Source organism: Williamsia sp. z71 (assembly GCF_059553375.1).
In genome coordinates, this window is the sequence record NZ_JCANWX010000001.1 from 730,592 (window position 1) to 752,347 (window position 21,756).

A 21,756-nucleotide genomic window follows, 5' to 3' on the forward strand; every position below is an offset into this window, starting at 1 on the left:
CAGTGATCAGGCGGGACGCTTGGTGATGGTGACGGTCGCGGCCACCTGGTCGCCGTCGATCAGCCACAGCCGGAGCTGATCATCTTCGCGGCGGCGCCGGATCGTCACCGTCGCTCCGGGCTGGATGGCACGCAGATATTCGATGACGACGCGATGCGGGCCCTTGAGAAGGTCCTCGTGGTCGAGCAGTTCGTCTTCGACCACGGCGAAGTACGCGGCGTTGTTCAGATGCTTGAACGGATCGAAGTCGGTCGCCCGGAGCGTATGTGGCCGGTCGGTCGCCGACGGCTCGGGCGCGGTGGCGGTGTTCATCGACTTCCACCGCAGTCGATGCTCGTCGGTCGAGCGGCTCAGCAGTTCGAACGCCTCGTCGGTCAGCCGTGAGGGCATTCCCTGGTCGTTGACGTTGATCCAGAACGCCTCGGTCTCGATGAGGCCGTCTTCGCGAGGTTCCGGGTTGAACCGATTGGTCTCGTGGGTCGAGGTGACCCGCACCCGCATGTTGGTCCAGCGGGTCGACAACGCGCCGCACCAGCGCTCCAGTTTCACGTTCGCCGGCCAGGAGATGGGCCGGATCACGTCGATCACCGTGCGCCGGACGATCCAGAACGGATCGGACACGTGGAAGTCGGTCGCCTCGAGGTTGTCGTTGGCCACGTCCTGGAGATAACGGGTCAAACCGTCGAACCGCAATCGCATCGACTGGTCGACATCACCCGTCCGGACCCGGTAATTCGATTCGAAATGACGGGCGCCAGCCTTGATATCCGGCAGCTCGATGGGGTTCAGTGCAGCGTCGATCGGCGAATCCGGCATTTCGGGTCCTTTCGTTTTCCGTCGCGGCAACCGGGGCGCCTGCGAAGCTCGACACCAGGATCGCAGCATATGGGCTTCTCGTAATCGGGCGGGTGGCATTACCTTTGTGGGACCGGCGTAACAGAAGCTGTCGCAAGATGACCTCTGACACGTCTACTCGGTCGCGGGGACTGAAGAGAAACTCCTCGTCGCGGCCCGGTAGTTGGCCGCCGGGCGAATACAGGGTAAAAATTGGAACAGGTTCCATTTTTTTGGAACGACGAGAGTAGTCGAGGTAGGGGCCGTATGGCACACGTGATCACGCAGCCTTGTTGCAACGATGCCAGTTGCATCAGCGTCTGTCCGGTGAACTGCATTCACCCGACGCCGGATGAGCCGGAGTTCGCCACTGCGGAGATGTTGTACATCGATCCGGACACATGCATCGACTGTGGTGCATGCATCGACGAGTGCCCGGTGGAGGCGATCTTCCCGGACGATGCGCTCGATGAGGGCCAGGAGCGCTACCTCCAGATCAACGCGGATTACTACACCGACCACGATGTGTCGGGTGGCCTGGTGGCCCCGCGTAAGAAGCCGCCGCTACCGGCCGACAAAGAGCTCCACGTCGCGATCATCGGGGCCGGGCCTGCCGCCTTCTATGCGGCCGAGGAACTGGTTCGGCACAGCTCGATCCGGGTCGACATGTTCGATCGCCTTCCGACCCCGTACGGCCTGGTGCGCGCCGGTGTCGCCCCGGACCATCCGTCCACCAAGGGTGTCGAGAAGACCTTCGCGTCCACCGCGGCCAAGCGGACCTTCGAGTACTACCTCAATGTCGAGGTCGGTAAGCATCTCGATCACAACGACCTGACCGACCACTACGGCGCCGTCATCTACGCACACGGTGCCTCGACGGACAAGCATCTGGGCATCGACGGCGAGGATCTGCCCGGCAGCATTGCCGCGACCGATTTCGTGGCCTGGTACAACGGCCACCCCGACTACGCCGATCGCGACTTCGACCTCTCCGCGGAGCGGGTGGTCGTGGTGGGCAACGGCAACGTCGCCCTCGACGTGGCCCGGATCCTGCTGGACAGCCCCGACAAGCTCGCCAAGACCGATATCGCCGACCACGCCCTGGAGAAGCTGCGCAGCAGTAATGTCTCCGAGGTCGTGATCCTGGGCCGTCGCGGTGTGGCACAGGGCGCGTACACCAACTCGGAGTTCCTCGCGATGGGCGACATGGACGGGGTCGACGTGATCATCGATCCCGACGAGCTCGTGCTCGATGCGGCCAACCAGGCTGCCCGCGACGCCGGAACCCTCGACTCGACGATCGCCACCAAGGTGCGGATCGCCGAGGAGTTCGCGGCGCGCGTACCGACCGAGGGAAACAAGCGGGTGGTGTTCCGATATCTGGTGTCGCCGCTGGCCATCAAGGGCTCGAGTGAGGGGGTCGAGACGGTCCGTTGCGCCCGCAACGAGTTCGTGAACGCCCCGGACGAGTCGGCGGACAACTCCGGCGACGCGCCACGGCCGGCATCGAGCCGGGTGGCGATCAGGCCCACGGGTGAAGAGTTCGATCTGCCTGCCGGTGTGGTGATGCGGGCGATCGGTTACACCGGTCTGCCGCTGCAGGGGGTGCCGTTCGACGGCGGTCAGGGCGTGGTGCCCAACACCGGCGGCCGGGTGCTCGAATCGCCCGGCGGTGATCGGGTCGAGGGCGTGTACGTCACCGGCTGGATCAAGCGCGGGGCCACGGGCGGGATCGGCATGAACCGGCTGTGTGGTCAGGAGACCGCGCTGGCCGTCATCGCCGACTTCACCGAGGGCAAACTGTCCGACCCGGTGAAATCGCGGGAGGAGATCCCCGCACTGATCGCGGAGCGGGGTGCCGACCGGATCGATGGCGCCGGCTGGAAGAAGATCGATCTCGCCGAACGCACCGCGGGCAAAGAAGCAGGACGACGACGGATCAAGCTCGTCAGCATCGAGGCCATGGAGGCTGCCGCCAAGGCCTAGGCAACCGATGCGGGGCCGGCCGGATGAATCCGGCCGGCCCCGGCAGTGTTCTGTCGAACCAGCAGGGCACGTTCTCCGACGGATACGGTTACGGCCACCAGGCCCGGCACGAAAGGTCACAATGCGCGTAGCACTGCTGTCTTACCGAAGTAAGCCTCATTGTGGTGGACAGGGCGTGTACGTGCGTCATCTGTCACGGGAACTCGCCCTGCTCGGACATCAGGTCGAGGTCTTCTCGGGCCAGCCGTACCCCGACCTGGACGACAAGGCGATCGCCGCGGGCGTCACGCTCACGAAGGTGCCCAGCCTGGATCTCTACAACGACGTCAATCCGTTCCGGACACCGTGGCCGTGGGAGATCAAGAGCTGGATCGACGCCCTCGAGGTGCTGACGATGTGGACCGCGGGATTCCCCGAGCCACTGACCTTCAGTTTGCGTGCCGCCCGGCTCCTGCGACGTCGGACCGACGATTTCGACGTCGTCCACGACAACCAGTGTCTGGGCTACGGGCTGTTGCAGATCGAGCGCGACGGATTGCCGGTCCTGGCGACCATTCACCACCCGATCACCCGGGACCGGGAGCTCGCGGTGAAGGCGGCGAAGGGGTGGCGCAAGATCACCGCGCGACGCTGGCACGGCTTCCTGGCGATGCAGGGCCGCGTGGCCCGCCGGATTCCGCGCCTGCTCACGGTGTCCCGCAGCAGCGAGGTCGACATCCGCAAGGCCTTCGGCATCCCCGAAGGCCGGCTGACGACGATCCCGCTCGGGGTCGACACCGAGCAATTCCGGCCCGGGGCGCAGCGCGTGCCCGGCCGCATCGTGTGTGTCGCCAGTGCCGACGCCCCGCTCAAGGGCGTGTCCTACCTGCTCGAAGCGGTCGCGAAGCTGCGCGCCGAACGACACGTCGAGCTCAAGCTGGTCTCCAAGCTGGTCCCCGGTGGACCGTCGGACACCCGGATCGACGAGCTCGCGATCCGTGATTCGGTCGAGGTCGTCTCGGGCCTGGACGACGACGAGCTCGCGGCGTTGCTCGCCTCGGCCGAAGTCGCCTGCGTGCCGTCCCTGTACGAGGGATTCTCGTTGCCCGCGGTCGAGGCGATGAGCTGCGGGACCCCGTTGGTGGCCACCCGCGCCGGTGCGATCCCCGAGGTGGTCGGGGAGGCGGAAGAGGCGGCGATCTTGGTGCCGCCGATGGATTCGGGCGCTTTGGCAACCGCTTTGGGGTCGCTGCTCGGCAACAAGGAACTACGGGATCGTCTCGGCGCCGGTGGTCGCGCCCGGGTCGAGGACCGGTACAGTTGGTCGGCCGTTGCCGCCAAGACCGCTCAGAATTATCAGCAGGCGATCGATGAGTTCAACCAGTCAGAAACGTTCGGGCACTAGGGGGCAGCGATGTTAACCGTTGATTTTGATCGACTCGGGGTCGGAGCGGGTTGCAAGGCGATCGACATCGGGGCCGGGCAGGGACGGCACTCGTTCGAGATGTTCCGGCGTGGTGCCGACGTGATCGCCTTCGATCAGTCGGAGAGCGACATGGCCGCGGTCGCGGAGATGTTCGACGCCATGATCGCCGAGGGCCAGGTTCCGGCCTCGTCCAAGGCGCGCGCCGAAGTCGGTGACGCACTGCGGCTTCCGTACGCCGACGGCGAGTTCGATGTGGTCCTGATGTCGGAGATCCTCGAACACATCCCGGACGACACGGACGCCATCGCAGAGATGGCGCGCATCCTCAAGCCCGGTGGTCTGGCCGCGGTGACGGTCCCGCGGTACTGGCCGGAGAAGGTCTGCTGGGCGTTCTCCGACGAATACCACGCCAACGAGGGCGGGCACATCCGGATCTACAAGGCATCCGAACTCGCCGGCAAACTGCGTGATGCCGGACTCGAGGTGACCGGAACAGGCCATGCCCACGCACTGCACGCGCCGTACTGGTGGCTCAAATGTGCAGTGGGCGTGGAGAAGAACGACAACCCGCTGGTGAAGGCCTACCACAAGCTCCTGGTGTGGGACATGATGAGCGCGCCGAAGCTGACCCGGGTGGGGGAGCAGATCCTGAACCCGGTGATCGGCAAGAGCGTGATCCTGTACCTACAGAAGCCGGCCTGATCCATGGCCGACCTGCCGAACCTGACGGACGCGCCGGACCTCGACCACCTGCCGAACCTCGCCGGAATCCTGACCGTCGACGAATGGCTGGCGACGGGCCGGGCCATCGCCGCGATGCAGGAACCGACGGGTGCGCTGCCGTGGTTCCCCGGTGGACAGACAGACCCGTGGGACCACATCGAGTCGGCGATGGCGCTGTCCGCCACCGGATTGATCCCCGAGGCGGAGGCGGCCTACGAGTGGTCCCGGCGGTTGCAGCGGGAAGACGGTTCCTGGCCGATCCGGCTGGTGGCGGGGGAGGTGACCGACGCCAACACCGACAGCAATTTCTGCGCGTACATAGCCGTCGGCGTCTGGCATCACTACCTGATCACCGGGGACGTCCGCTTCCTGGAGCGGATGTGGCCGACGGTGTCGGCGGCCATCGACCTGGTGGCCGCCTTCCAGGCACCCGGCGGCGAATTCTATTGGGGTGCAACCCATCCGTTACCGACGCAGACCGGTGCCCACGAGGGGATGTACCACAGCGCGCTGATCACCGGCAACGCCAGTATCCATCAGTCACTCGGTTGCGCGATCATGATCGGCAACGAACTGTGCCGGCCGGTCGATGACTGGGAGACCGCACTGCTGGCCCTGGGCCATGCGCTGCGGAGCCATCCGGAACTGTTCGAGCCCAAGCCCGAATACTCGATGGACTGGTATTACCCGGTGCTCGGTGGTGCGATCCGTGGTCGCGCCGGACAGGAACTGATCGCGGCGCGGTGGCACGACTTCGTGGTCACCGACCTGGGTATCCGCTGTGTCGATCATCGGCCGTGGGTGACCGGTGCCGAGACCTGTGAACTGGTACTCGCGCTGGATGCGTTGGGCGACACCGCCGATGCCACCCTGCTGTTGGGTGACATGCAACATCTGCGTGATCCCGACGGCTCGTACTGGACCGGGCTGGTGTTCGCCGACGGCAAACGCTGGCCGGTGGAGAAGAGCTGCTGGACCTCGGCTGCGGTGGTGCTCGCGGCCGATGCACTGAGCCGGACCACCCCCGGCAACGGGATCTTCCGCGACGCCGATCAGGTGGCGGCCCGCATCGGTGTGACCGGTTCGGGCGGGTGTGGTTGCGCCACTGCATGATGCGGGTTCGGCTGTCCGCGGCGCGGTGCGGTCATCGGCATCCGATGGTGTCCAGCTCGGCGAGGTCGTCATCGGACAGTGTGAGCCCGGCACCGACGATGTTCTCGCGTAGGTGCGCGATCGACGACGTGCCGGGGATCAGCAGGATGTTCGGTGATCTGTCCAGCAGCCAGGCCAGGGCAACCGACATCGGACTCGCTTCGAGCCGGGTGGCCACGGCGGAGAGCGCGGATGACTGGAGCGGGCTGAACCCACCGAGCGGGAAGAACGGTACGTAGGCGATGCGCTGCGCGGCGAGCCGGTCGATCAGCTCGTCGTCCCGGCGGTGGGCGAGGTTGTACATGTTCTGTACGCAGACGATCGGTCCGATGCCCTGTGCTTCGGCAACCTGCTCGGCGGTGACGTTGCTCAAACCGAGGTGACGGATGAGGCCGTCGCGCTGCAGGTCGACGAGCGTCGTGAACGCTTCACCGACCGGGCCCGCCGCCGGCCCCTCGGCGGTGCCGAGTCGGAGGTTCACCAGATCCAGGGTCTGCAGGCCGAGCGATTCGAGGTTCTCCTCGACCTGACGACGCAGCTGCTCCGGCTCTCGTGCCGTCGGCCAGCCACCCTGATCGTCGCGCTGCGCACCGACTTTCGTCACGACGTGCAGCGAGTCCGGGTAGGGGTGCAGTGCTTCGCGGATCAGTTGGTTGGTGATCCGCGGACCGTAGGCGTCACTGGTGTCGATATGGGTGATCCCCAGACCGACGACCTCGCGCAGGACGGCGATCGCGCCGTCGGGATCGGCGGGCGGGCCCATGACCCACGGGCCGGCGAGTTGCATTGCGCCGTAGCCGAAGCGGGTGACGGTCAGATCGCCGAGCGTCCAGGTGCCACCGGGCAGTGTTGGGGACAGCGTGCTCATATGTCTGCATCTTTCGGGTCGATCGCGCGTTGGCGCCGGCCGGCGCCCCTACTTCACGATCGTCCGGTAGCTTCCCCTTGGGAAGTGGGCACTTTCAAGTGCCTTGGTTACCTGGGGGTGAGATGGAGGAGACGATGACCACGACGACGGCGGCACAGCAACGAGCACAGGCCAAGCTCGAATACGACGCATTCCTGGATGTGTGTCCCAGCCGCAAACTGCTCGATCGGCTCTCCGACAAATGGGTCACCCTGATCCTGTGTGCCCTCGGCGGCGGCAACGGTTCCGACGACCCCCGTCCGATGCGTTTCTCGGAACTGTCCCGGGCGCTGGCCGGCGTCAGTCAGAAGATGCTCACGCAGACACTGCGTTCGCTGGAGCGCGACGGCTTCATCACGCGGACCGTCACCGCCACCGTCCCCGTCACGGTCTCCTACGAACTCACCGATCTCGGTCTGTCACTGCGTCACCTGATGCGCGGCCTGAAGAACTGGGCCGAGACGCACATGGACGAGGTGGACGAGAACCGCGCGGCATACGACGCCCGCACGGCCTGACGGCCCGTCCAGCGCGTACTCGATCAGTTGAACTGGCAGCCGGACTCAGTTGAACTGGCAGCCAGACAAGGGCTTTCCGGCAAACCGGTCGAGCAGGTAGTCGACGCCGCCGCCGGGCAGTACGCCGTCGGTGATCATCGGCAGTGCGTGGTTGGCCGCGGTGCCGGACAGGATCGGTGGGATCCCGTTGCTGCGGAACTCCACCGTTGCGCCCTGATCGCACCAGCTCCGGGCCATCCGCCGGGCCTGTGCGTAGGGGATGACGTCGTCGTCGAGGCCGTTGGTCACCAGCACCGGGGAGGTCGGCTTGAGTTTGCCGATCTCCTGGTCCTCGAGAATCGCCAGGGCCGCCGGGATCTCCTTCAGGTTGTCGAGCATCGACCGGCCGTCCTTCGTCAGGTCCGAGGTCGACAGGAACGGATGATTCAGGATGCTGTCACCGATGCACTCGGTGGAGATCTGCTTCAGGACACCCCGGCCGTGCGAGGTGACCCGACCGTCGACGATCTCGGCAAGCTCCGAGTTGCGTTCGACGAACCCGTTCAGCGCGTAGCCGATCGCCCCGGCGATGAGGTTGTCGTCGATTGCGGGCAGGACATCGAGCAGGTCCGCGGGCGGTGCGCCGGCGAAGGTTCCCTTGACGTTCAGCTCCGGCGCGTAGACCGGTTGGAGTTCGGCAGCCGATGCGGCCGCGCCGCCGCCCTGCGAGTAGCCCCAGAAGGCGACGGGGGCGTCCGGGTCATCGCCCAGTGAGAGCGCGGCCCGGGCGCCGTCGAGTATCGCGTGTGCTCCCTCGGCCCGGTTGACATAGGTGTGCACCCCGGGTGTGCCGAGCCCGATGTAGTCGGTCATGAAGACCCGGGCACCCTCGGCCAGCCAGCGGTCGGCGGCGATCACCTCGTAGTTGATCGACGCGGAGAGAGGATCGTCCGTCACGCGCAGGGCGGTGGAGAAGTTCCGGGAGGGTGCGCATTGGTCGCCCTGGCCGACGGTGCCCGGACCGATGACGATCGTCGGCCGGTCGCCTTCGCCCCGCCAGGGGGCTGCGGGTTCGACGAAGCTGCCGGTGACCGCGGTGGGGGTCCCGTCCTGCAGCGCGGAGGTGTACATGATCCGCTGTCCCTCGCCCGGCCACGAGCCGCTGCGGCCGGGAATCGAGGCGTAGAGCGGCATCGACTGGGTCTTGAGCACGGTCCCGGCGTCAGCGGTGATGTCGGCAGGCGGCGTGTAGAACCCGCCGAAGATGTCAGGTTCGGCCTCGGCCACCGCGGTCGCCCCCGCGACCTGCACCAATCCTGCAATCGCAACCATCGATATCAACCGTGATATCCGCATTCATCGCCCCCATCGGCGTTCTGTCGGCGGCATTACCCGCCGGTAACTTCTGTGAGTCGGGACGTTATCAGAGTGGGGTGTGGTGGCGGGCACACGGATGTACTAAGTCTTGCTAACTGTTGGTTTGCCGGCCGCCGCGAACGGCGCCCGGCAAATCTGGAACGTGTTATATTTCTGAAGTTCGCCGGACTGGTGTCCAGTCACTCGTCCACATCGCTTCGGTACGTCGGATTCTCCGCGGAAAGGCTGCAACCATGGACTTCGGGATCGTCCAGTTCACGAGCGATCGAGGCCTTGCGCCATCGGTGCTCGCGCCGCTCATCGAGGAGGCGGGGTTCGATGCGTACTTCGTTCCCGAGCACAGCCACATCCCCACCCGGCGCGACGCGGCACATCCGCAGACCGGTGACTCGTCCCTGCCCGACGACCGCTACATGCGCACGCTCGACCCCTGGGTGTCGCTGAGCGGCGCGGCCGCGGTGACCTCGCGGGTCCGGCTCGGTACCGCCGTGGCCCTGCCCGTGCAGTCCGACCCGCTGACGCTCGCCAAGAGCATCGCCACCCTCGATCATCTCTCCGGCGGCCGGGTGACCCTCGGCGTCGGCTTCGGTTGGAACCTCGACGAACTCGGTGATCACCACGTGCCGCCCAAGCGTCGGCGGACGATGCTGCGCGAGTACATCGAGGCGATGCGCGCGCTCTGGTCGCAGGAGGAAGCCGAGTACAGCGGGGAGTTCGTCAACTTCGGGCCCTCGTGGGCCTGGCCCAAGACCGTCCAGCAGCCCGGTCCGCCGGTGCTCGTGGGCGCCTCGGGCAACGAGAAGAACTTCAAGTGGATCGCCCGCACTGCGGACGGCTGGATCACCACGCCGGGGGAGCAGGACATCGAGGGTTCGGTGAGGCTGCTGCAACAGATCTGGGCCGACGCCGGTCGCGAGGGTGCGCCGCAGATCGTGGTCCTCGACTTCAAGCCGGTGGCCGAGAAACTCGACCAGTGGCGCGAACTCGGCGTCACCACCGTCCTGTACGGCGTGCCCGACGACAATGTGGAGAAGGCGGGTGCCTACTTGGCGAAGCTCGCAGGCAAGCTGGGCCTGGTCCAGCCCTCGACCGTGCCCTGAATACCGCCGACCGTGCCCTAAATACCGCCGAACGTGCCCATATCACCGTCGAGCGTGCCAAAGTAGCCGTAGCCCAGGGGAATTCACACAACATCAAGGACGCTGCAGATGGATGCTCACGTCGATCTTCCGGAACTCGGTTGTTATGGACTGGCCGGGCACGCGAACAGTCCTCGTGATCTGCTCGGCGAGGTCGAGCTCGCCGAACGGCTGGGCATCGGGTCGATCTTCCTCTCCGAGCGGTTCAACACCAAGGACGCCGCCGTCATGGCCGGAGCCGCGGGGGCGGTCAGTGAGAAGATCGGAATCGCCTCGGCGGCAACCAATCACAACACCCGCCATCCGCTGGTCACCGCGACGATGGCGACCACCCTGCATCGGTTGACCGGTGGCCGATATGCGCTGGGTCTGGGGCGCGGTTTCGACATGCTCTTCGACGTGATGGGCCTGCCCCGGGTGACCTCGGCGCAGTTGGAGGACGTGGTCGGGATCTACCGCACACTCTGGTCTGGTGGTGCGGTGGCCGGTCACGACGGTCCGGCGGGCAAGTACCCGTTCCTCATGCAGGATGCGTCCTTCGACGAGGACATCCCGATCATGATGGTGGCGATCGGGGAGAAAACCCTCAAGCTGGCCGGCCGAATCGCCGATGGCGTTGTGTTGCATACCTTTTTCAGCGACGAGACGTTGCACAACGCGGTGCAGACGATCCGGAAGGCGGCTGCCGAATCGGGGCGCGACCCGGCATCGGTGCGGATCTGGTCGGTGCTGGCGACGGTCGAGGATTCCATCCCGGAGGAACTGCGACTACGCAAACTCGTCGGCCGGATGGCGACGTACCTGCAGGGTTACGGCCAGGTGCTGGTCGAGATGAACGGTTGGGATCAAGCCGATCTCGACCGATTCCGGGGCGACGAGTTCGTGCAGAGCTTCGCCGGGGCCTTCGATGCGGTCGGGACCGTCGACGATCTGAATCGGGTGGCCGAACTGCTCCCGGAGCACTGGCTCGCCGCGTCCGCGACCGGCAGTGCCGCCCGGTGTGCAGCCCGGATCGCGGATCAATTCGATTGCGGTGCCGACGGAGTCATCATGCACGGCGCCACGCCGACCGAGCTCGGCCCGGTGGTCGACGCCTGGCGCTCGGTCCGTCCGGCCGGCCGGTTTGATGCGCTGCCGGCCAATCCCGGACGGGCAGCCTCATGACCGGGGTGACCGCGCCCATCGTCACCTCACCCGATGAGCTGACCACCGAGTGGCTCTCGGCCATACTCGGGGCGAACGTCGAGGCCGTCGCGGCCACGCCTGTCGGGACCGGTCAGATCGGGACCTGTTACCGGCTGGAACTGAGCGGAACGGCTGTGCCGCAGCGACTTCTTGCGAAGCTGCCCGCCGCGGATCCGGCGACCCGGGAGATGCTGTCCGGCGTCTACCGGTCCGAGGCCCGCTTCTACACCGACCTCGCATCGACCGTCGCTGTGAGGAGTCCGCACTGTCACTACGCGGCGATCTCCGACAGCGGCGCAGATTTCACCCTGTTGCTCGAGGACATGAGCCCGTCGCAGCAGGGTGATCAGCTCGCGGGATGTTCGGTGGCCCAGGCCCGTGACGCGGTGGTCAACCTCGCCGGGCTCCATGGCCCGCGGTGGTGTGATCCCACGCTGCTCGACGTCGACGGGCTCTCGGTCAACGGACCCGACGACACAAAGCTGCTCGCCGAACTGTACGGTCCGGCCACCGACATCTTCATCGACGCACTGGGCGAGATGATCTCGGTCGATGACCGTTCGACGCTGCGGGATTGTGTTGAGGTGGCGCAGGTGTGGGCGTGCGGCCGGGCGCAGCGGTTCGCGCTTGTCCATGGCGACTACCGGCTCGACAACCTGCTCTTCCCTCCCGGTGGCGGCCGGGGTGTGGTCGCCATCGATTGGCAGACCCTGAGTCTGGCCCTGCCCGCGCGCGATCTGGCCTATTTCATCGGCACCAGCCTGACGCCGGATCTTCGACGCGAACACGAATCCGGCCTCGTCGCGAGCTACCACCGGGCGCTGACCGACCACGGCGTAACGGAGTACGGCATCGACGATTGCTGGGATGACTATCGATTCGCGATGATCCAGGGCCCGCTGATCTCGGTGTTCGGATGCGCCTACGGCACCCGGACCGACCGCGGCGACGCCATGTTCGCGGCGATGGTCTCGCGGTCGTGTGCGGCGATTCGAGATCTCGACACCCTGACGTCCGCGCGCGCGGCCCACTGAATCCGAGCGGGCGGCGAGCTCGGTGTGTTACCTCCGAGGAACGCCGCGGTTAACGCTGCGATGCCCGATTGACAGCCCTTCGACACCTTGGCACTATCGCATAGTGCGAGATGACGTTCCGCAATGTCGCGCGGGCGCCGCTCCGGCTGACATCAATCCGAAGGATCACAGATGACAACTCGAATTCTGGCGCCGATCACCGGCCCGAGTGCCTGGCGCGGCGACGAGCTCATGAAGACCGATGAATGGATCTACCGGCTCTCCGATGCCGAGCGGATCGAGCTCGAAGAGGTCGGCCGGGCGTTCGTCGCCGACGATCCGGATCTTCGCACCGTGACGGCGCTGCAGTATCCGTTACCGGTGTGCGCCAGGGCGATCGAGGTCTTCGGCACCGCGATGGACTCGGGTCGTGGTTTTGTTCTGGTGCGGGGTCTGCGTACCGATGAGTACGGAGACGCGGTCGCCGGGGCGATCTTCTTCGTGATGGGCCTGCACCTTGGGTTGCCCATGAAGCAGAACGAGTCCGGCAATCTGATCGACCATGTGATCGCGACCTCGGACAAGACGTGGTCGGATCCCACTGCGCTGCCATCGCGGGTGCGTGACCGACTGCCCTTCCACTCGGACAGTTCGGACGTCGTTGCGTTGATGTGTCTGCGCGGTTCGAAGTCCGGTGGCGCGAGCAGCCTGGTCAGTGGCGCCACGATCTACAACGAGATCCTCGAGCGCAGGCCAGATCTGGCGCCGCTGCTGTTCGAGGACTGGTACTGGGACTGGCGCCGACAGGATCCTGACGCGCCGGCGAAGTTCTACGTGAGCCCGATCGTGAGCCATGTCGACGGGGTCTTCTCCACTTATGCCGGCAGTTCGATCATCTTCACCGCGCAGGACTACCCTGAGGTGCCGCGGTTGACCCCGGCCCAGATCGAACTGCTCAAGCTGTACGACGAGATCACGCAGGAACCGGGTCTGGCGATCGACATGGACTTTCAGCCCGGCGACGTGCAATGGCTGCTCAATTACGCTGCGCTGCATTCCCGTACTTCGTTCGAGGACCATCCCGAACCGGAACGCCGACGTCATCTGCTGCGGCTATGGCTCAAGCGTGACGTCGGTCGTCCGCTGGTCCCGGGATTCGGCAAGAATGTTGTGCAAGGTCGTGATGAGCAGCGCGAAGGAGCCGACACCGAGGTGGCGAGCCGCGTGAAGCACATCGCCGAAGCCGTTGTCCCCGACCTTGATCGGGGTGCCTGACCACGTCGAGAACCGTGATCTCGCCACCGAAGGGTGCCCATCCGGATGTCCGGATGGGCACTTTCGTGTTTCGCGGGTCATTCCATGATGAGCACGGCCTTGCCGACGGAACCCTGACGGACGGCGTCGATCGCTTTGTCGATGTCGGCGAACGCGAACTCGGTCATCAGTTGGTCGACCGGGAAGAGCCCGTCGTGGTGGAGTTCGAGGAGTCGCGGCAGGAATGTTTCGGGCACGCTGTTGCCCGCCGTGATGCCGGTGACGCTACGCCCGGCGAGAATTGATCGCCACTCGAAGGACATCTCGGGGCTCGGGCCGACGCCGACAACACCGCAACGTCCCAGTGGCGCCAGAGCCGATACCGCGGTGCGGACGACGTCGGCCCGGCCGGTGGCCTCAACCGTGTAATCGAAACCGCCAGGGGCGATCTCGTCGAGCACCGTCAACAGATCGGGATCGTCGCTGCGGACGGTATGCGTGGCGCCGATCCGGGTGGCCTGCGCGAGTCTCGCGTCGCTGACGTCGACGGCCACGATCGCTCCGCACTTCTCGATGGCCGCCGCCATCACCGCTGCCGCCCCGACCCCGCCGACCCCGAACACGGCAATGGTCGAATCGGGCTGGGGGCGAAGCACGTTCATCACAGCGCCGGCGCCGGTCTGGAATCCGCATCCGAAGGGACCGGACGTGTGCAGATCGGTGTGGTCGGGGACCCGGACGACGCTGCTCCGGCGCGCGATGACCCGGGTGGCGAAGGAGGACTGTCCGAGGAAGTGCCCGCCGACCGGTGAGTGCGGGTACGCGCTGCCGGTGTAGGACAACGCCGTTGTGCCGTCAGGTCGTGAGCCGATGAAGTTGTGGGTCCAGAAGTGCTCACAGTAGGCCGGAGCGCCGGTTCGGCACGGCCTGCAGCCATCGCAGCGGGCGAACGTCATCGTGACCTTGTCGCCCACGGCGAGATCGGTGACACCGGTGCCGATGGCCTCGACGGTTCCGGCCCCCTCGTGACCCAGGACCACCGGAGTGCTCATCATCGTGGCAAACTCCAGGTCGGTGCCGCAGATGCCCGAACTCGAGACCCGGACGAGCACCTCGCCTTCGGCGGGACCTCGGATGGTGAGTTCTTCGAGTTCGAAGGGGCCGCCCTGCCGGCGGACCACAGCAGCGGTAACGGCGTAAACATCAGGTTTCATTGTCTTAGAATAAGAGATACCGTCTTGACTTGCGCGATCAAGCTGCGGAGTATTCGCCTATGGTAATCGACGTACCCGAAGCCTCTCATTTCATCGCCGGTGGCTGGGTCCCGGGCGGCGGCAACACAATCGAGCTGATCGACCCGTCGACGGAGACGGCCTTCTTCTCCGTGGCGCGCGCAGACGCCGAGACGGTCGACGTGGCGGTTGCCGCAGCCCGCGCGGCCGCACCTGGCTGGGCGGCGACGTCCGCCTCGGACCGCGGTGCCGCTCTGGCGAGATGGGCACGCGCACTGGAGGAGAACGCGGACGCCCTTGCCGCGCTCGAATCCCGAGACGTCGGCAAGCCGCTGTGGGGTGGCGGGATGAACATTTCCATCGCGACCTCGATCGTGGACTATTTCGCCGGTGCGGCAGACAAACTCACCGGGGCAACGCTGCCGACTCGCACACCCGACTTCCACGGGTACACCTTGCTGCAGCCGCTGGGCGTGTGTGCGGTCATCACTCCGTGGAACGTCCCGGCGGTGTTGGCCGCCGCCAACGTCGCGCCGGCACTCGCCGCGGGTAACACCGTGGTTCTCAAGCCCTCTGAGGAGGCGCCGCGGGTCATCCTGGCCATGGCGGCGCTGGCGGAACGGGCCGGGGTGCCCACCGGTGTCTTCAATGTGGTCACCGGACTTTCCGACGCCGGCGCAGCACTCACCGCCCACCGGGGCATCGACCACATCTCGTTTGTCGGCTCGACCGCGACGGGTCGTTCGGTGATGCACGCCGCCGCGGAGTCGTTGACGCCGGTGAAGCTCGAACTGGGTGGCAAATCACCCAACGTCGTGTTCGCCGATGCCGATCTGGATGTGGCGCTGCCCGCCATCGTCGGCTCGATCACCGAGAACGCCGGCCAGAACTGTTACGCCGGCTCCCGCTTGGTGGTCAGCACCGAGATCATCGACGAGGTACGCGAAAGGGTTGTGGAGTTGATGCGCGGCGTGCGGGTCGGTGCCTGGGACGCGAATCTCGATATGGGTCCGTTGGTCAATCATGCTCAGTACGAACGTGTTCAGGGATTTCTCGACGGGGCGCCTGCGGAGGGCGGAAAGATCCTCACCGGCGGCGGTCGGCCGGCGGGCCTCGGGAGTGCCGGGTGGTTCATCGAACCGACGGTCATCGACAACGCCGAGTCGTCGTCGCGGATCATTCGTGAAGAGGTCTTCGGCCCGGTCCTGGCGCTGCAGACCTTCTCTTCTGACGCCGAGGCGCTGTCGATCGCGAATGATACGAATTTCGGTCTGCTGGCCTCGATCTGGACCAACGACGTCTCCCGTGCGCTGCGGATGGCCGCGTCCGTGCAGTCCGGTCAGGTGTCGGTGAACCAGTTCGCCGATTCCGGGGTCATCGGATTCCCGTTCAACATGAGCAAGGACAGCGGTTTCAGCAGCGGGGGTGGGTATCACGCGATGCGGGAGTACACCCGGGAGAAGGGTGTTGCGATCCGGTTGTTGCCGGCTTGATCCCCGTCCTGACCCCCCGGTGGCGCGGCCGGGAAACACCGCGCATGAGGTTTCTACGCCTGAAAGTCACATCATGACCGCACAGCTTGGCAACACGTCATTCGACCACCACTCCGACGAGTGCAACTCCGATCCCGTTGCGTACTACCGGGATCGGCGAGACCGCTGCCCGGTCGGGTGGACGGATGCACATGAGGGTTACTGGTACACCACGCGGTGGTCCGACATCGCGGCGATCGCCCGGGACGACGAGGAGTACTCGTCGCAGCGTCAGAACCCCGGTGACGGGGTCTCCTTCGTCATCCCCCGCGGCGGCGGTCTGGTGCAGTACCCCATCGAACTCGATCCACCGGCGTCCCAGCCTTACCGAGATCTGATCAACCCACTGCTCACGCCGGACGCGGTGCATGCACTCGAGCCGATGATCGCCGAGCTGACGACGCGGGTGATCGACAGATTCATCGAGTCCGGATCATGTGACCTGGTCACCGATCTCACGAATCCGCTGCCGACCGCGGTCACCCTGACCTGGGTGGGATTTCCCGAAGCGGACTTCGAACTGCTCGCCGGTCCGGTGCACGACATCTTCGCGGCTCCGGCCGGCAGCGAACGCAGCATGCGTGGGGTCGCCGGACTGGGTTACCTCGAGCGCCGGGTACGGGAACTGCTCGCGGCGCGGCGCGCGCAACCGGCCGACGATGTCCTGACCACGCTGGTGCAGGCGGTGCATCCGGAGGGGCGGCCGTTCACCGACGACGAACTGGTCTCGGTGACCTATCTGCTGGTCGCCGGTGGTGTGGACACCACCACGTCGTTGACCGGATCAACGCTCGTCTGGCTCGCCAGGAATCCCGCTGAGCGCGATCGGCTGATCTCGCAGCCGGAGCTGCTGGAGAACGCGACGGAGGAGTTCCTCCGGGTCTTCGCACCCTCCCAGGCGATGGCCAGGACCGCGGTCACCGACACCACCGTCGGGGGCTGTCCGGTGCAGGCAGGTCAGCGGGTGCTGCTGCCCTGGGTGGCGGCCAACCACGATCCGGAGGTCTTCGACGAACCCGAGTCGGTGCGACTCGATCGCGATGCGCGCAGGCACCTGTCGTTCGGGATCGGCAGCCATCGCTGTCCCGGAGCGCATTTGGCCCGGGCGATGTTCACCGAGATGATCACGCAGGTACTGACCCGGCTGCCCGACTACGAGATCGACGAGGACGCGGTGGTGCCGTATCCGACGCTCGGAAATCAGGCGGGCTGGGATCGGGTCCCGGCGACCTTCACACCCGGCCACGTCGATCCGGGCGGTACGTTCACGGTCGGACCGGTTCGGGTGGAGTCCGTCCGGTTCATCGCCGACCGGGTGCTCGAACTGACACTGCGGCATCCCGGAGGGCGGCGACTACCGGAGTGGACACCCGGTGCCCATCTGCCGGTGAGCCTGCCCTCAGGTGCGCGCAGACACTACTCGCTGTGTGGTGACCCCCAGGACCGGGCCGGCTACCGGATCGCGGTGCTGTTGGAGGAGTCGGGGCGTGGCGGTTCCGCCGAGGTCCATCAGCTCGGCGCCGGATCGACCTTGACCATTGCACTGCCGCGCAACAAGTTCCGGCTCCAGGACGCGCCGGAGTATCTCTTCATCGCCGGTGGCATCGGTGTGACACCGATGCTGCCGATGGTGAAACATGCGTTGGCCCGGCAAGCCCGGGTCACGATGCTCTACTGTGGCCGCGGCCGCAGCTCGATGGCCTACGGCGACGAATTGCGTAATCTGCTCGGCGGGTCACTGACGGTCGTGGACACAGCCGAAAGTCCCCGCCCGGACATCGCGTCCTGGGTGAGCGCGATCGGCGATGATGCGCTGATCTATTGCTGTGGGCCGTATTCGATGACCGCCGCAGTCGAAGATGCCTGTCGCGGCGCGGGTTCGTCGAAGAGATTCCGGAGAGAACACTTCGGCACGGTTCCGGAGAGCTCGCTCGGGGCGGCGTCGGGTGTCCCGGACCGGGAGTTCTCGGTGACGCTGGCGCGTAGCGGGACAACCTTGTCCGTACCCGTCGGCCGAACGCTGCTAGACGCCATTTCCGAGGTGGTCCCGGGCATCTCCCGCGACTGCGAGGAAGGGTACTGCGGTGCCTGCGAGACACGGGTGCTCGCGGGGAAGCCATTGCACCGGGATTCGGTGTTGACGGAAGAAGAACAAGCCGCAAACCGGTCGATGATCGTCTGTGTCGGACGCGCGTGCGGTGAGGGTCTGATTCTGGACGTGTGAGTTCCGCATGACAGATATGAGATAGCCGGCAGGCACGCATCGTCCGGTGCCGCAGAGACGAAGGTCCCCACAAACTTCAGTAGAGAAAGTCTGAATGAACGTGAATCAACACGAGTACGGCATATTTCTGCCCATCAGCAACGGCGGCTGGATCGTCTCCGACACCGCGCCACGCATCGAGGCCACCTACGACTACAACCGCGAGGTCGCCGTCGCTGCCGACCGGCTGGGCTTCGACTTCATCATGTCGCAGGGAAAATGGCGCGGATACGGTGGCCGGACCGATCATTGGGGCAGGACCCTCGAGTCGATGACAATGATGTCGGGTCTGGCCGAGGCCACCGAGCGGGTCAAGATCTGGTCGACGGTGCACACGATTCTGTTCAATCCGGCGCTCGTGGCGAAGATGTTCACCACACTCGACCAGATCAGCGGTGGCCGTTGTGGCATGAACATCGTGGTCGGCTCCTTCTCGGCGGAGTTCGCACAGATGGGTATGTGGCCCGAAGAGCTCGATCACGCGGCGCGCTACCGCTATTCGGAAGAATGGGTGCAGGTGTTGCTGGCGTTGTGGAGCCAGGATGAAGTCACCCATCACGGTGAGTTCTTCGACATGAACGCCTGCTCGTCGCGGCCCCACCCGGCGACGACACCCACGCTGATCTCGGCTGGGCGATCACCGGTGGGACTGCAGTTCCAAGCGAAATACTGCGACGCATCATTCCTGTCTGCGCATGAACTCGACGGCCTGCGGAAGGTGAGCCGTGAGGCCAAAGCCGCCGCGGCCGACCACGGACGGAGCCTTCGCACCTACGCGATGGCGACGATCGTGATGGGTGATACCGATGCCGACGCGGCGCGCCGGATCGAGGTGTACGGCGCCGGGGTGGATCAAGAAGCGCTGCGCAACATGGCGATCGCGTACGGTATGCCACCTGACAAGAACGACGCGCCGGGTGCGAAAGCGTCGGAGCAGAGCGGATTTCAGACCGAGGTCATCGCGGGGTCGGCGTCGACCGTCACCGAGAAGATCCACGAGATGGTCGACCACGCCGAACTCGACGGCCTGATGTTGATCTTCCCGGACTACGTGCCCGACATGAACGCGTTCGCGCAGGCCGTTCTCCCGGCACTGAACAAGGTCACGACGTGACCGCACTGCCGGGGCCGCTCGCCGCCGGCGCACTACTGGTGATCGACGTGCAGAACTCCTTCGCCGATCCGGCGGTCCTCGACTGGGTCGGCGAACAAGGCCGTGCGGCGGTCGCCGCAGCGGTCGAGCGAACGGCGGCACTCGTGACGGCGAGCAGGGCTGCCGGCCTGCCGGTGATCTGGGTTTCCCTGGTGCAGCGTCGTGAAGATCCCTGGGAGGCCTCGTTGTGGCTGCGCGACATCGAACCGGGCCAGTGGCCCGGTCCGGAGGAGCCGTGTGTTGCCGGGACACCGGGGACCGAGATCTATTCCCTGCAACCAGCCGTCGGCGAGATGCAGATCGCCAAGCAACGCTACAGCTCATTTTTCGGGACGGACCTGCACACCCGGTTGGGCGAATCCGGGGTGCAGTGGTTGTTGGTTGCCGGTCTGACGACCGAATGTTGCGTTCTGGCCACGGTTTTCGACGCCGCGCAACTCGGATATCACGTCGTTCTGGTCGAGGACGCGACGGCCAGTTACGAGGCGTCGACGCATGAGGGAGCGGTCACCGCGTTGACTCTGCATGCGGCGAAGAAGACCTCCACGGCCGAGGCCGTGGATGCGCTGGGTTCATCCGTCGCTGCGGGATCGCGGTGAAGATGACCGAGCCGGCGCAGATGGCACTGTCTTTCGATCTGTCGTTCACCCACACCGAGGGTCGCTGGGCGGTTCCGGGTTCCTGGGTCGGGACCGAATATCCGGACGTCGCCATGTTCACGGAGTTGGCCAGGACCGCTGAACGCGGCGGCATCGACATGCTGTTCTTCGGTGACGGGGTGGGGATCCCGGACACCTGGGAGGGTTCGGCCGACGCCGCGATCCGGTGGGGGATCTCGTGGCCACGCCACGATATGTCGCCGATCATCGCCGCGCTCGGTCAGGTGACGTCCCGGATCGGGTTCGGTCTGACCTACTCGTCGACGTACATGCACCCGTTCTACCTTGCGCGGCTGCTCAATTCGCTCGATCATGTGACCGGTGGGCGGATGGCCTTCAATGTCGTGGCGTCGGCCCGGACCTCGGATGCGGCGAACTATGGGTTCGACACGCTGATGGATCACGGCACCCGGTATGAGCGGATGGAAGAGTTCGTCGACGTCTGTCAACGATTGTGGGACTCGGTCGAACCGGCCGCTATCGTGCGTGATCGCCAGAGTCGGGTGTTCGCCGACCCGGCCAAGGTCCACCGCCTCGATCACGACGGCAAACATTTCAAGGTGCGTGGGCCACTGCCGTGTGTGCCCAGTCCCCAGGGCAGACCTGTTCTGGTACAGGCCGGTTCGTCGCCTCGGGGGATCGCGGCATCGGCCGCGTTCGCCGACGTGGTCTTCGGCTCCGGCGGGCACATCGACTCGCAGCGGCGGCACCGGTCGGAACTGGACAAGGCCCTGATCAAGGCGGGGCGGGAGCCTGCATCGGTGGGCATCCTGTGGGCGATCCAGGTGGTCCTCGGCGCGAGCAGGAGTGAGGCGATCGCGCGGCGGGAAGAACTGCTCGGAATGCTTCCCATGGAAGGCGTCGGCGCCTATCTCTCTTACAACACCGGTTTCGACTTCTCGGTGTTGCCGGAGTCCTTTGTGCTCGGTGAACTGCGGCAATCGATCGTCGACGCGCAGGGCACGCAGTCGGGCTTCGTGGACCGGTTGATATCCGACCACGGTTCCGAGACCCGTTTTGGCAGAAAGGATTTCTTCGATGAGGGCTGGCGCTACTCGACCGGGTACGACCAGACCATCGCCGGCACGGCTGCCGACGTCGCCGACGAGATGGAAGGGCAGTTCGAGGCGACGGGTTCGCTCGGCGGTTTCATGATCTCGAACCCACTTCGGACGCCGGGGGCCGTCGGCGACGTGGTCGATCATCTCGTTCCGGAGTTGCGGTCGCGGGGACTCCGCCCGCCCGACTACCCGGGAACGACGTTGCGCGCCAACCTGCTCGGCAGCGGGTAGTGCAGCGTCTTGCCATAAGAGACGCATTTGATCTGTGAAGGGGCCACCCGATGCATCGCCATCGGGTGGTCCCTTCTTGTGGACGTCGACCTTCGAACCGCATATTTGCCTTTCTAGCAGCACTTTTCGTTACTGGCTCATTACATCCCTTAA

General features: G+C 65.7%; 18 protein-coding genes. 14 read left to right on the forward strand and 4 right to left on the reverse strand.

Annotated elements, in window-relative coordinates:
- Positions 1–6 precede the first annotated feature (6 nt).
- On the reverse strand, positions 7–816 hold the full coding sequence (locus AC51GR_RS03155) for an acyl-[acyl-carrier-protein] thioesterase (protein ID WP_496323169.1): 810 nt from the start codon (positions 814–816) through the stop codon (positions 7–9).
- Positions 817–1,101: 285 nt separating this feature from the next.
- Between AC51GR_RS03155 and AC51GR_RS03160 the strand changes: the two genes are divergently transcribed.
- The 4 genes from AC51GR_RS03160 to AC51GR_RS03175 all read left to right on the forward strand — a co-directional run bounded on the left by AC51GR_RS03160 (position 1,102) and on the right by AC51GR_RS03175 (position 6,061).
- Positions 1,102–2,820: an FAD-dependent oxidoreductase gene (locus tag AC51GR_RS03160; RefSeq protein WP_496323170.1), complete on the forward strand. Its 1,719-nt coding sequence runs from the start codon at positions 1,102–1,104 to the stop codon at positions 2,818–2,820.
- Positions 2,821–2,941: 121 nt separating this feature from the next.
- Entirely contained in the window at positions 2,942–4,204 is a 1,263-nt protein-coding gene (locus tag AC51GR_RS03165; RefSeq protein WP_496323171.1) for a glycosyltransferase family 4 protein, read from the forward strand.
- Between the two features lie 9 nt (positions 4,205–4,213).
- On the forward strand, positions 4,214–4,927 hold the full coding sequence (locus AC51GR_RS03170; protein WP_496323172.1) for a class I SAM-dependent methyltransferase: 714 nt from the start codon (positions 4,214–4,216) through the stop codon (positions 4,925–4,927).
- Between the two features lie 3 nt (positions 4,928–4,930).
- On the forward strand, positions 4,931–6,061 hold the full coding sequence (locus tag AC51GR_RS03175; protein WP_496323173.1) for a prenyltransferase: 1,131 nt from the start codon (positions 4,931–4,933) through the stop codon (positions 6,059–6,061).
- Between the two features lie 31 nt (positions 6,062–6,092).
- On the opposite strand, the gene AC51GR_RS03180 is transcribed toward AC51GR_RS03175, so the two are convergent.
- On the reverse strand, positions 6,093–6,968 hold the full coding sequence (locus tag AC51GR_RS03180) for an aldo/keto reductase family oxidoreductase (RefSeq protein ID WP_496323174.1): 876 nt from the start codon (positions 6,966–6,968) through the stop codon (positions 6,093–6,095).
- A gap of 134 nt (positions 6,969–7,102) precedes the next feature.
- Between AC51GR_RS03180 and AC51GR_RS03185 the strand changes: the two genes are divergently transcribed.
- Entirely contained in the window at positions 7,103–7,525 is a 423-nt protein-coding gene (locus AC51GR_RS03185) for a winged helix-turn-helix transcriptional regulator (protein ID WP_496323175.1), read from the forward strand.
- A gap of 45 nt (positions 7,526–7,570) precedes the next feature.
- Here AC51GR_RS03185 and AC51GR_RS03190 read toward each other — a convergent pair whose 3' ends face one another.
- Positions 7,571–8,836: a lipase family protein gene (locus AC51GR_RS03190; protein ID WP_496323176.1), complete on the reverse strand. Its 1,266-nt coding sequence runs from the start codon at positions 8,834–8,836 to the stop codon at positions 7,571–7,573.
- A 278-nt stretch (positions 8,837–9,114) separates the two neighbouring features.
- On the opposite strand from AC51GR_RS03190, the gene AC51GR_RS03195 reads away from it, so the two are divergent.
- From AC51GR_RS03195 to AC51GR_RS03210, 4 genes are all read left to right on the forward strand, one after another.
- A complete protein-coding gene (locus tag AC51GR_RS03195; RefSeq protein WP_496323177.1) occupies positions 9,115–9,981 on the forward strand; it encodes an LLM class F420-dependent oxidoreductase in 867 nt (288 codons plus the stop codon).
- Between the two features lie 108 nt (positions 9,982–10,089).
- Entirely contained in the window at positions 10,090–11,184 is a 1,095-nt protein-coding gene (locus AC51GR_RS03200; protein ID WP_496323178.1) for a TIGR03857 family LLM class F420-dependent oxidoreductase, read from the forward strand.
- Entirely contained in the window at positions 11,181–12,239 is a 1,059-nt protein-coding gene (locus AC51GR_RS03205) for a phosphotransferase (protein ID WP_496323179.1), read from the forward strand. Before AC51GR_RS03200 ends, AC51GR_RS03205 begins: the two co-directional genes overlap by 4 nt.
- A gap of 171 nt (positions 12,240–12,410) precedes the next feature.
- Positions 12,411–13,493, forward strand: coding sequence for a TauD/TfdA family dioxygenase (locus tag AC51GR_RS03210; RefSeq protein ID WP_496323180.1), 1,083 nt, complete (start codon positions 12,411–12,413; stop codon positions 13,491–13,493).
- A 77-nt stretch (positions 13,494–13,570) separates the two neighbouring features.
- On the opposite strand, the gene AC51GR_RS03215 is transcribed toward AC51GR_RS03210, so the two are convergent.
- Positions 13,571–14,686, reverse strand: a complete 1,116-nt coding sequence (locus AC51GR_RS03215) for an NAD(P)-dependent alcohol dehydrogenase (protein WP_496323181.1) — start codon at positions 14,684–14,686, stop codon at positions 13,571–13,573.
- Positions 14,687–14,745: 59 nt separating this feature from the next.
- On the opposite strand from AC51GR_RS03215, the gene AC51GR_RS03220 reads away from it, so the two are divergent.
- From AC51GR_RS03220 to AC51GR_RS03240, 5 genes are all read left to right on the forward strand, one after another.
- The gene (locus AC51GR_RS03220; RefSeq protein WP_496323182.1) at positions 14,746–16,197 is read left to right on the forward strand and encodes an aldehyde dehydrogenase family protein; all 1,452 of its coding nucleotides are present in this window, start codon (positions 14,746–14,748) and stop codon (positions 16,195–16,197) included.
- A 73-nt stretch (positions 16,198–16,270) separates the two neighbouring features.
- Positions 16,271–18,460 (forward strand): cytochrome P450/oxidoreductase, encoded by a 2,190-nt coding sequence (locus tag AC51GR_RS03225; protein WP_496323183.1) that lies wholly within the window; start codon positions 16,271–16,273, stop codon positions 18,458–18,460.
- Between the two features lie 94 nt (positions 18,461–18,554).
- Positions 18,555–19,613: an LLM class flavin-dependent oxidoreductase gene (locus AC51GR_RS03230; RefSeq protein ID WP_496323184.1), complete on the forward strand. Its 1,059-nt coding sequence runs from the start codon at positions 18,555–18,557 to the stop codon at positions 19,611–19,613.
- A complete protein-coding gene (locus AC51GR_RS03235) occupies positions 19,610–20,251 on the forward strand; it encodes a cysteine hydrolase family protein (protein WP_496323185.1) in 642 nt (213 codons plus the stop codon). Before AC51GR_RS03230 ends, AC51GR_RS03235 begins: the two co-directional genes overlap by 4 nt.
- A gap of 2 nt (positions 20,252–20,253) precedes the next feature.
- Entirely contained in the window at positions 20,254–21,603 is a 1,350-nt protein-coding gene (locus AC51GR_RS03240) for an NtaA/DmoA family FMN-dependent monooxygenase (RefSeq protein ID WP_496323186.1), read from the forward strand.
- Positions 21,604–21,756: the final 153 nt, after the last annotated feature.

What these genes read in the sequence shown, in the direction of transcription:
- AC51GR_RS03155 (WP_496323169.1), bottom strand. Translation starts at nt 816, where the DNA reads ATGCCGGATTCGCCGATCGACGCTGCACTGAACCCCATCGAGCTGCCG.
- AC51GR_RS03160 (WP_496323170.1), top strand. Translation starts at nt 1,102, where the DNA reads ATGGCACACGTGATCACGCAGCCTTGTTGCAACGATGCCAGTTGCATC.
- AC51GR_RS03165 (WP_496323171.1), top strand. Translation starts at nt 2,942, where the DNA reads ATGCGCGTAGCACTGCTGTCTTACCGAAGTAAGCCTCATTGTGGTGGA.
- AC51GR_RS03170 (WP_496323172.1), top strand. Translation starts at nt 4,214, where the DNA reads ATGTTAACCGTTGATTTTGATCGACTCGGGGTCGGAGCGGGTTGCAAG.
- AC51GR_RS03175 (WP_496323173.1), top strand. Translation starts at nt 4,931, where the DNA reads ATGGCCGACCTGCCGAACCTGACGGACGCGCCGGACCTCGACCACCTG.
- AC51GR_RS03180 (WP_496323174.1), bottom strand. Translation starts at nt 6,968, where the DNA reads ATGAGCACGCTGTCCCCAACACTGCCCGGTGGCACCTGGACGCTCGGC.
- AC51GR_RS03185 (WP_496323175.1), top strand. Translation starts at nt 7,103, where the DNA reads ATGACCACGACGACGGCGGCACAGCAACGAGCACAGGCCAAGCTCGAA.
- AC51GR_RS03190 (WP_496323176.1), bottom strand. Translation starts at nt 8,836, where the DNA reads ATGGTTGCGATTGCAGGATTGGTGCAGGTCGCGGGGGCGACCGCGGTG.
- AC51GR_RS03195 (WP_496323177.1), top strand. Translation starts at nt 9,115, where the DNA reads ATGGACTTCGGGATCGTCCAGTTCACGAGCGATCGAGGCCTTGCGCCA.
- AC51GR_RS03200 (WP_496323178.1), top strand. Translation starts at nt 10,090, where the DNA reads ATGGATGCTCACGTCGATCTTCCGGAACTCGGTTGTTATGGACTGGCC.
- AC51GR_RS03205 (WP_496323179.1), top strand. Translation starts at nt 11,181, where the DNA reads ATGACCGGGGTGACCGCGCCCATCGTCACCTCACCCGATGAGCTGACC.
- AC51GR_RS03210 (WP_496323180.1), top strand. Translation starts at nt 12,411, where the DNA reads ATGACAACTCGAATTCTGGCGCCGATCACCGGCCCGAGTGCCTGGCGC.
- AC51GR_RS03215 (WP_496323181.1), bottom strand. Translation starts at nt 14,686, where the DNA reads ATGAAACCTGATGTTTACGCCGTTACCGCTGCTGTGGTCCGCCGGCAG.
- AC51GR_RS03220 (WP_496323182.1), top strand. Translation starts at nt 14,746, where the DNA reads ATGGTAATCGACGTACCCGAAGCCTCTCATTTCATCGCCGGTGGCTGG.
- AC51GR_RS03225 (WP_496323183.1), top strand. Translation starts at nt 16,271, where the DNA reads ATGACCGCACAGCTTGGCAACACGTCATTCGACCACCACTCCGACGAG.
- AC51GR_RS03230 (WP_496323184.1), top strand. Translation starts at nt 18,555, where the DNA reads ATGAACGTGAATCAACACGAGTACGGCATATTTCTGCCCATCAGCAAC.
- AC51GR_RS03240 (WP_496323186.1), top strand. Translation starts at nt 20,254, where the DNA reads ATGACCGAGCCGGCGCAGATGGCACTGTCTTTCGATCTGTCGTTCACC.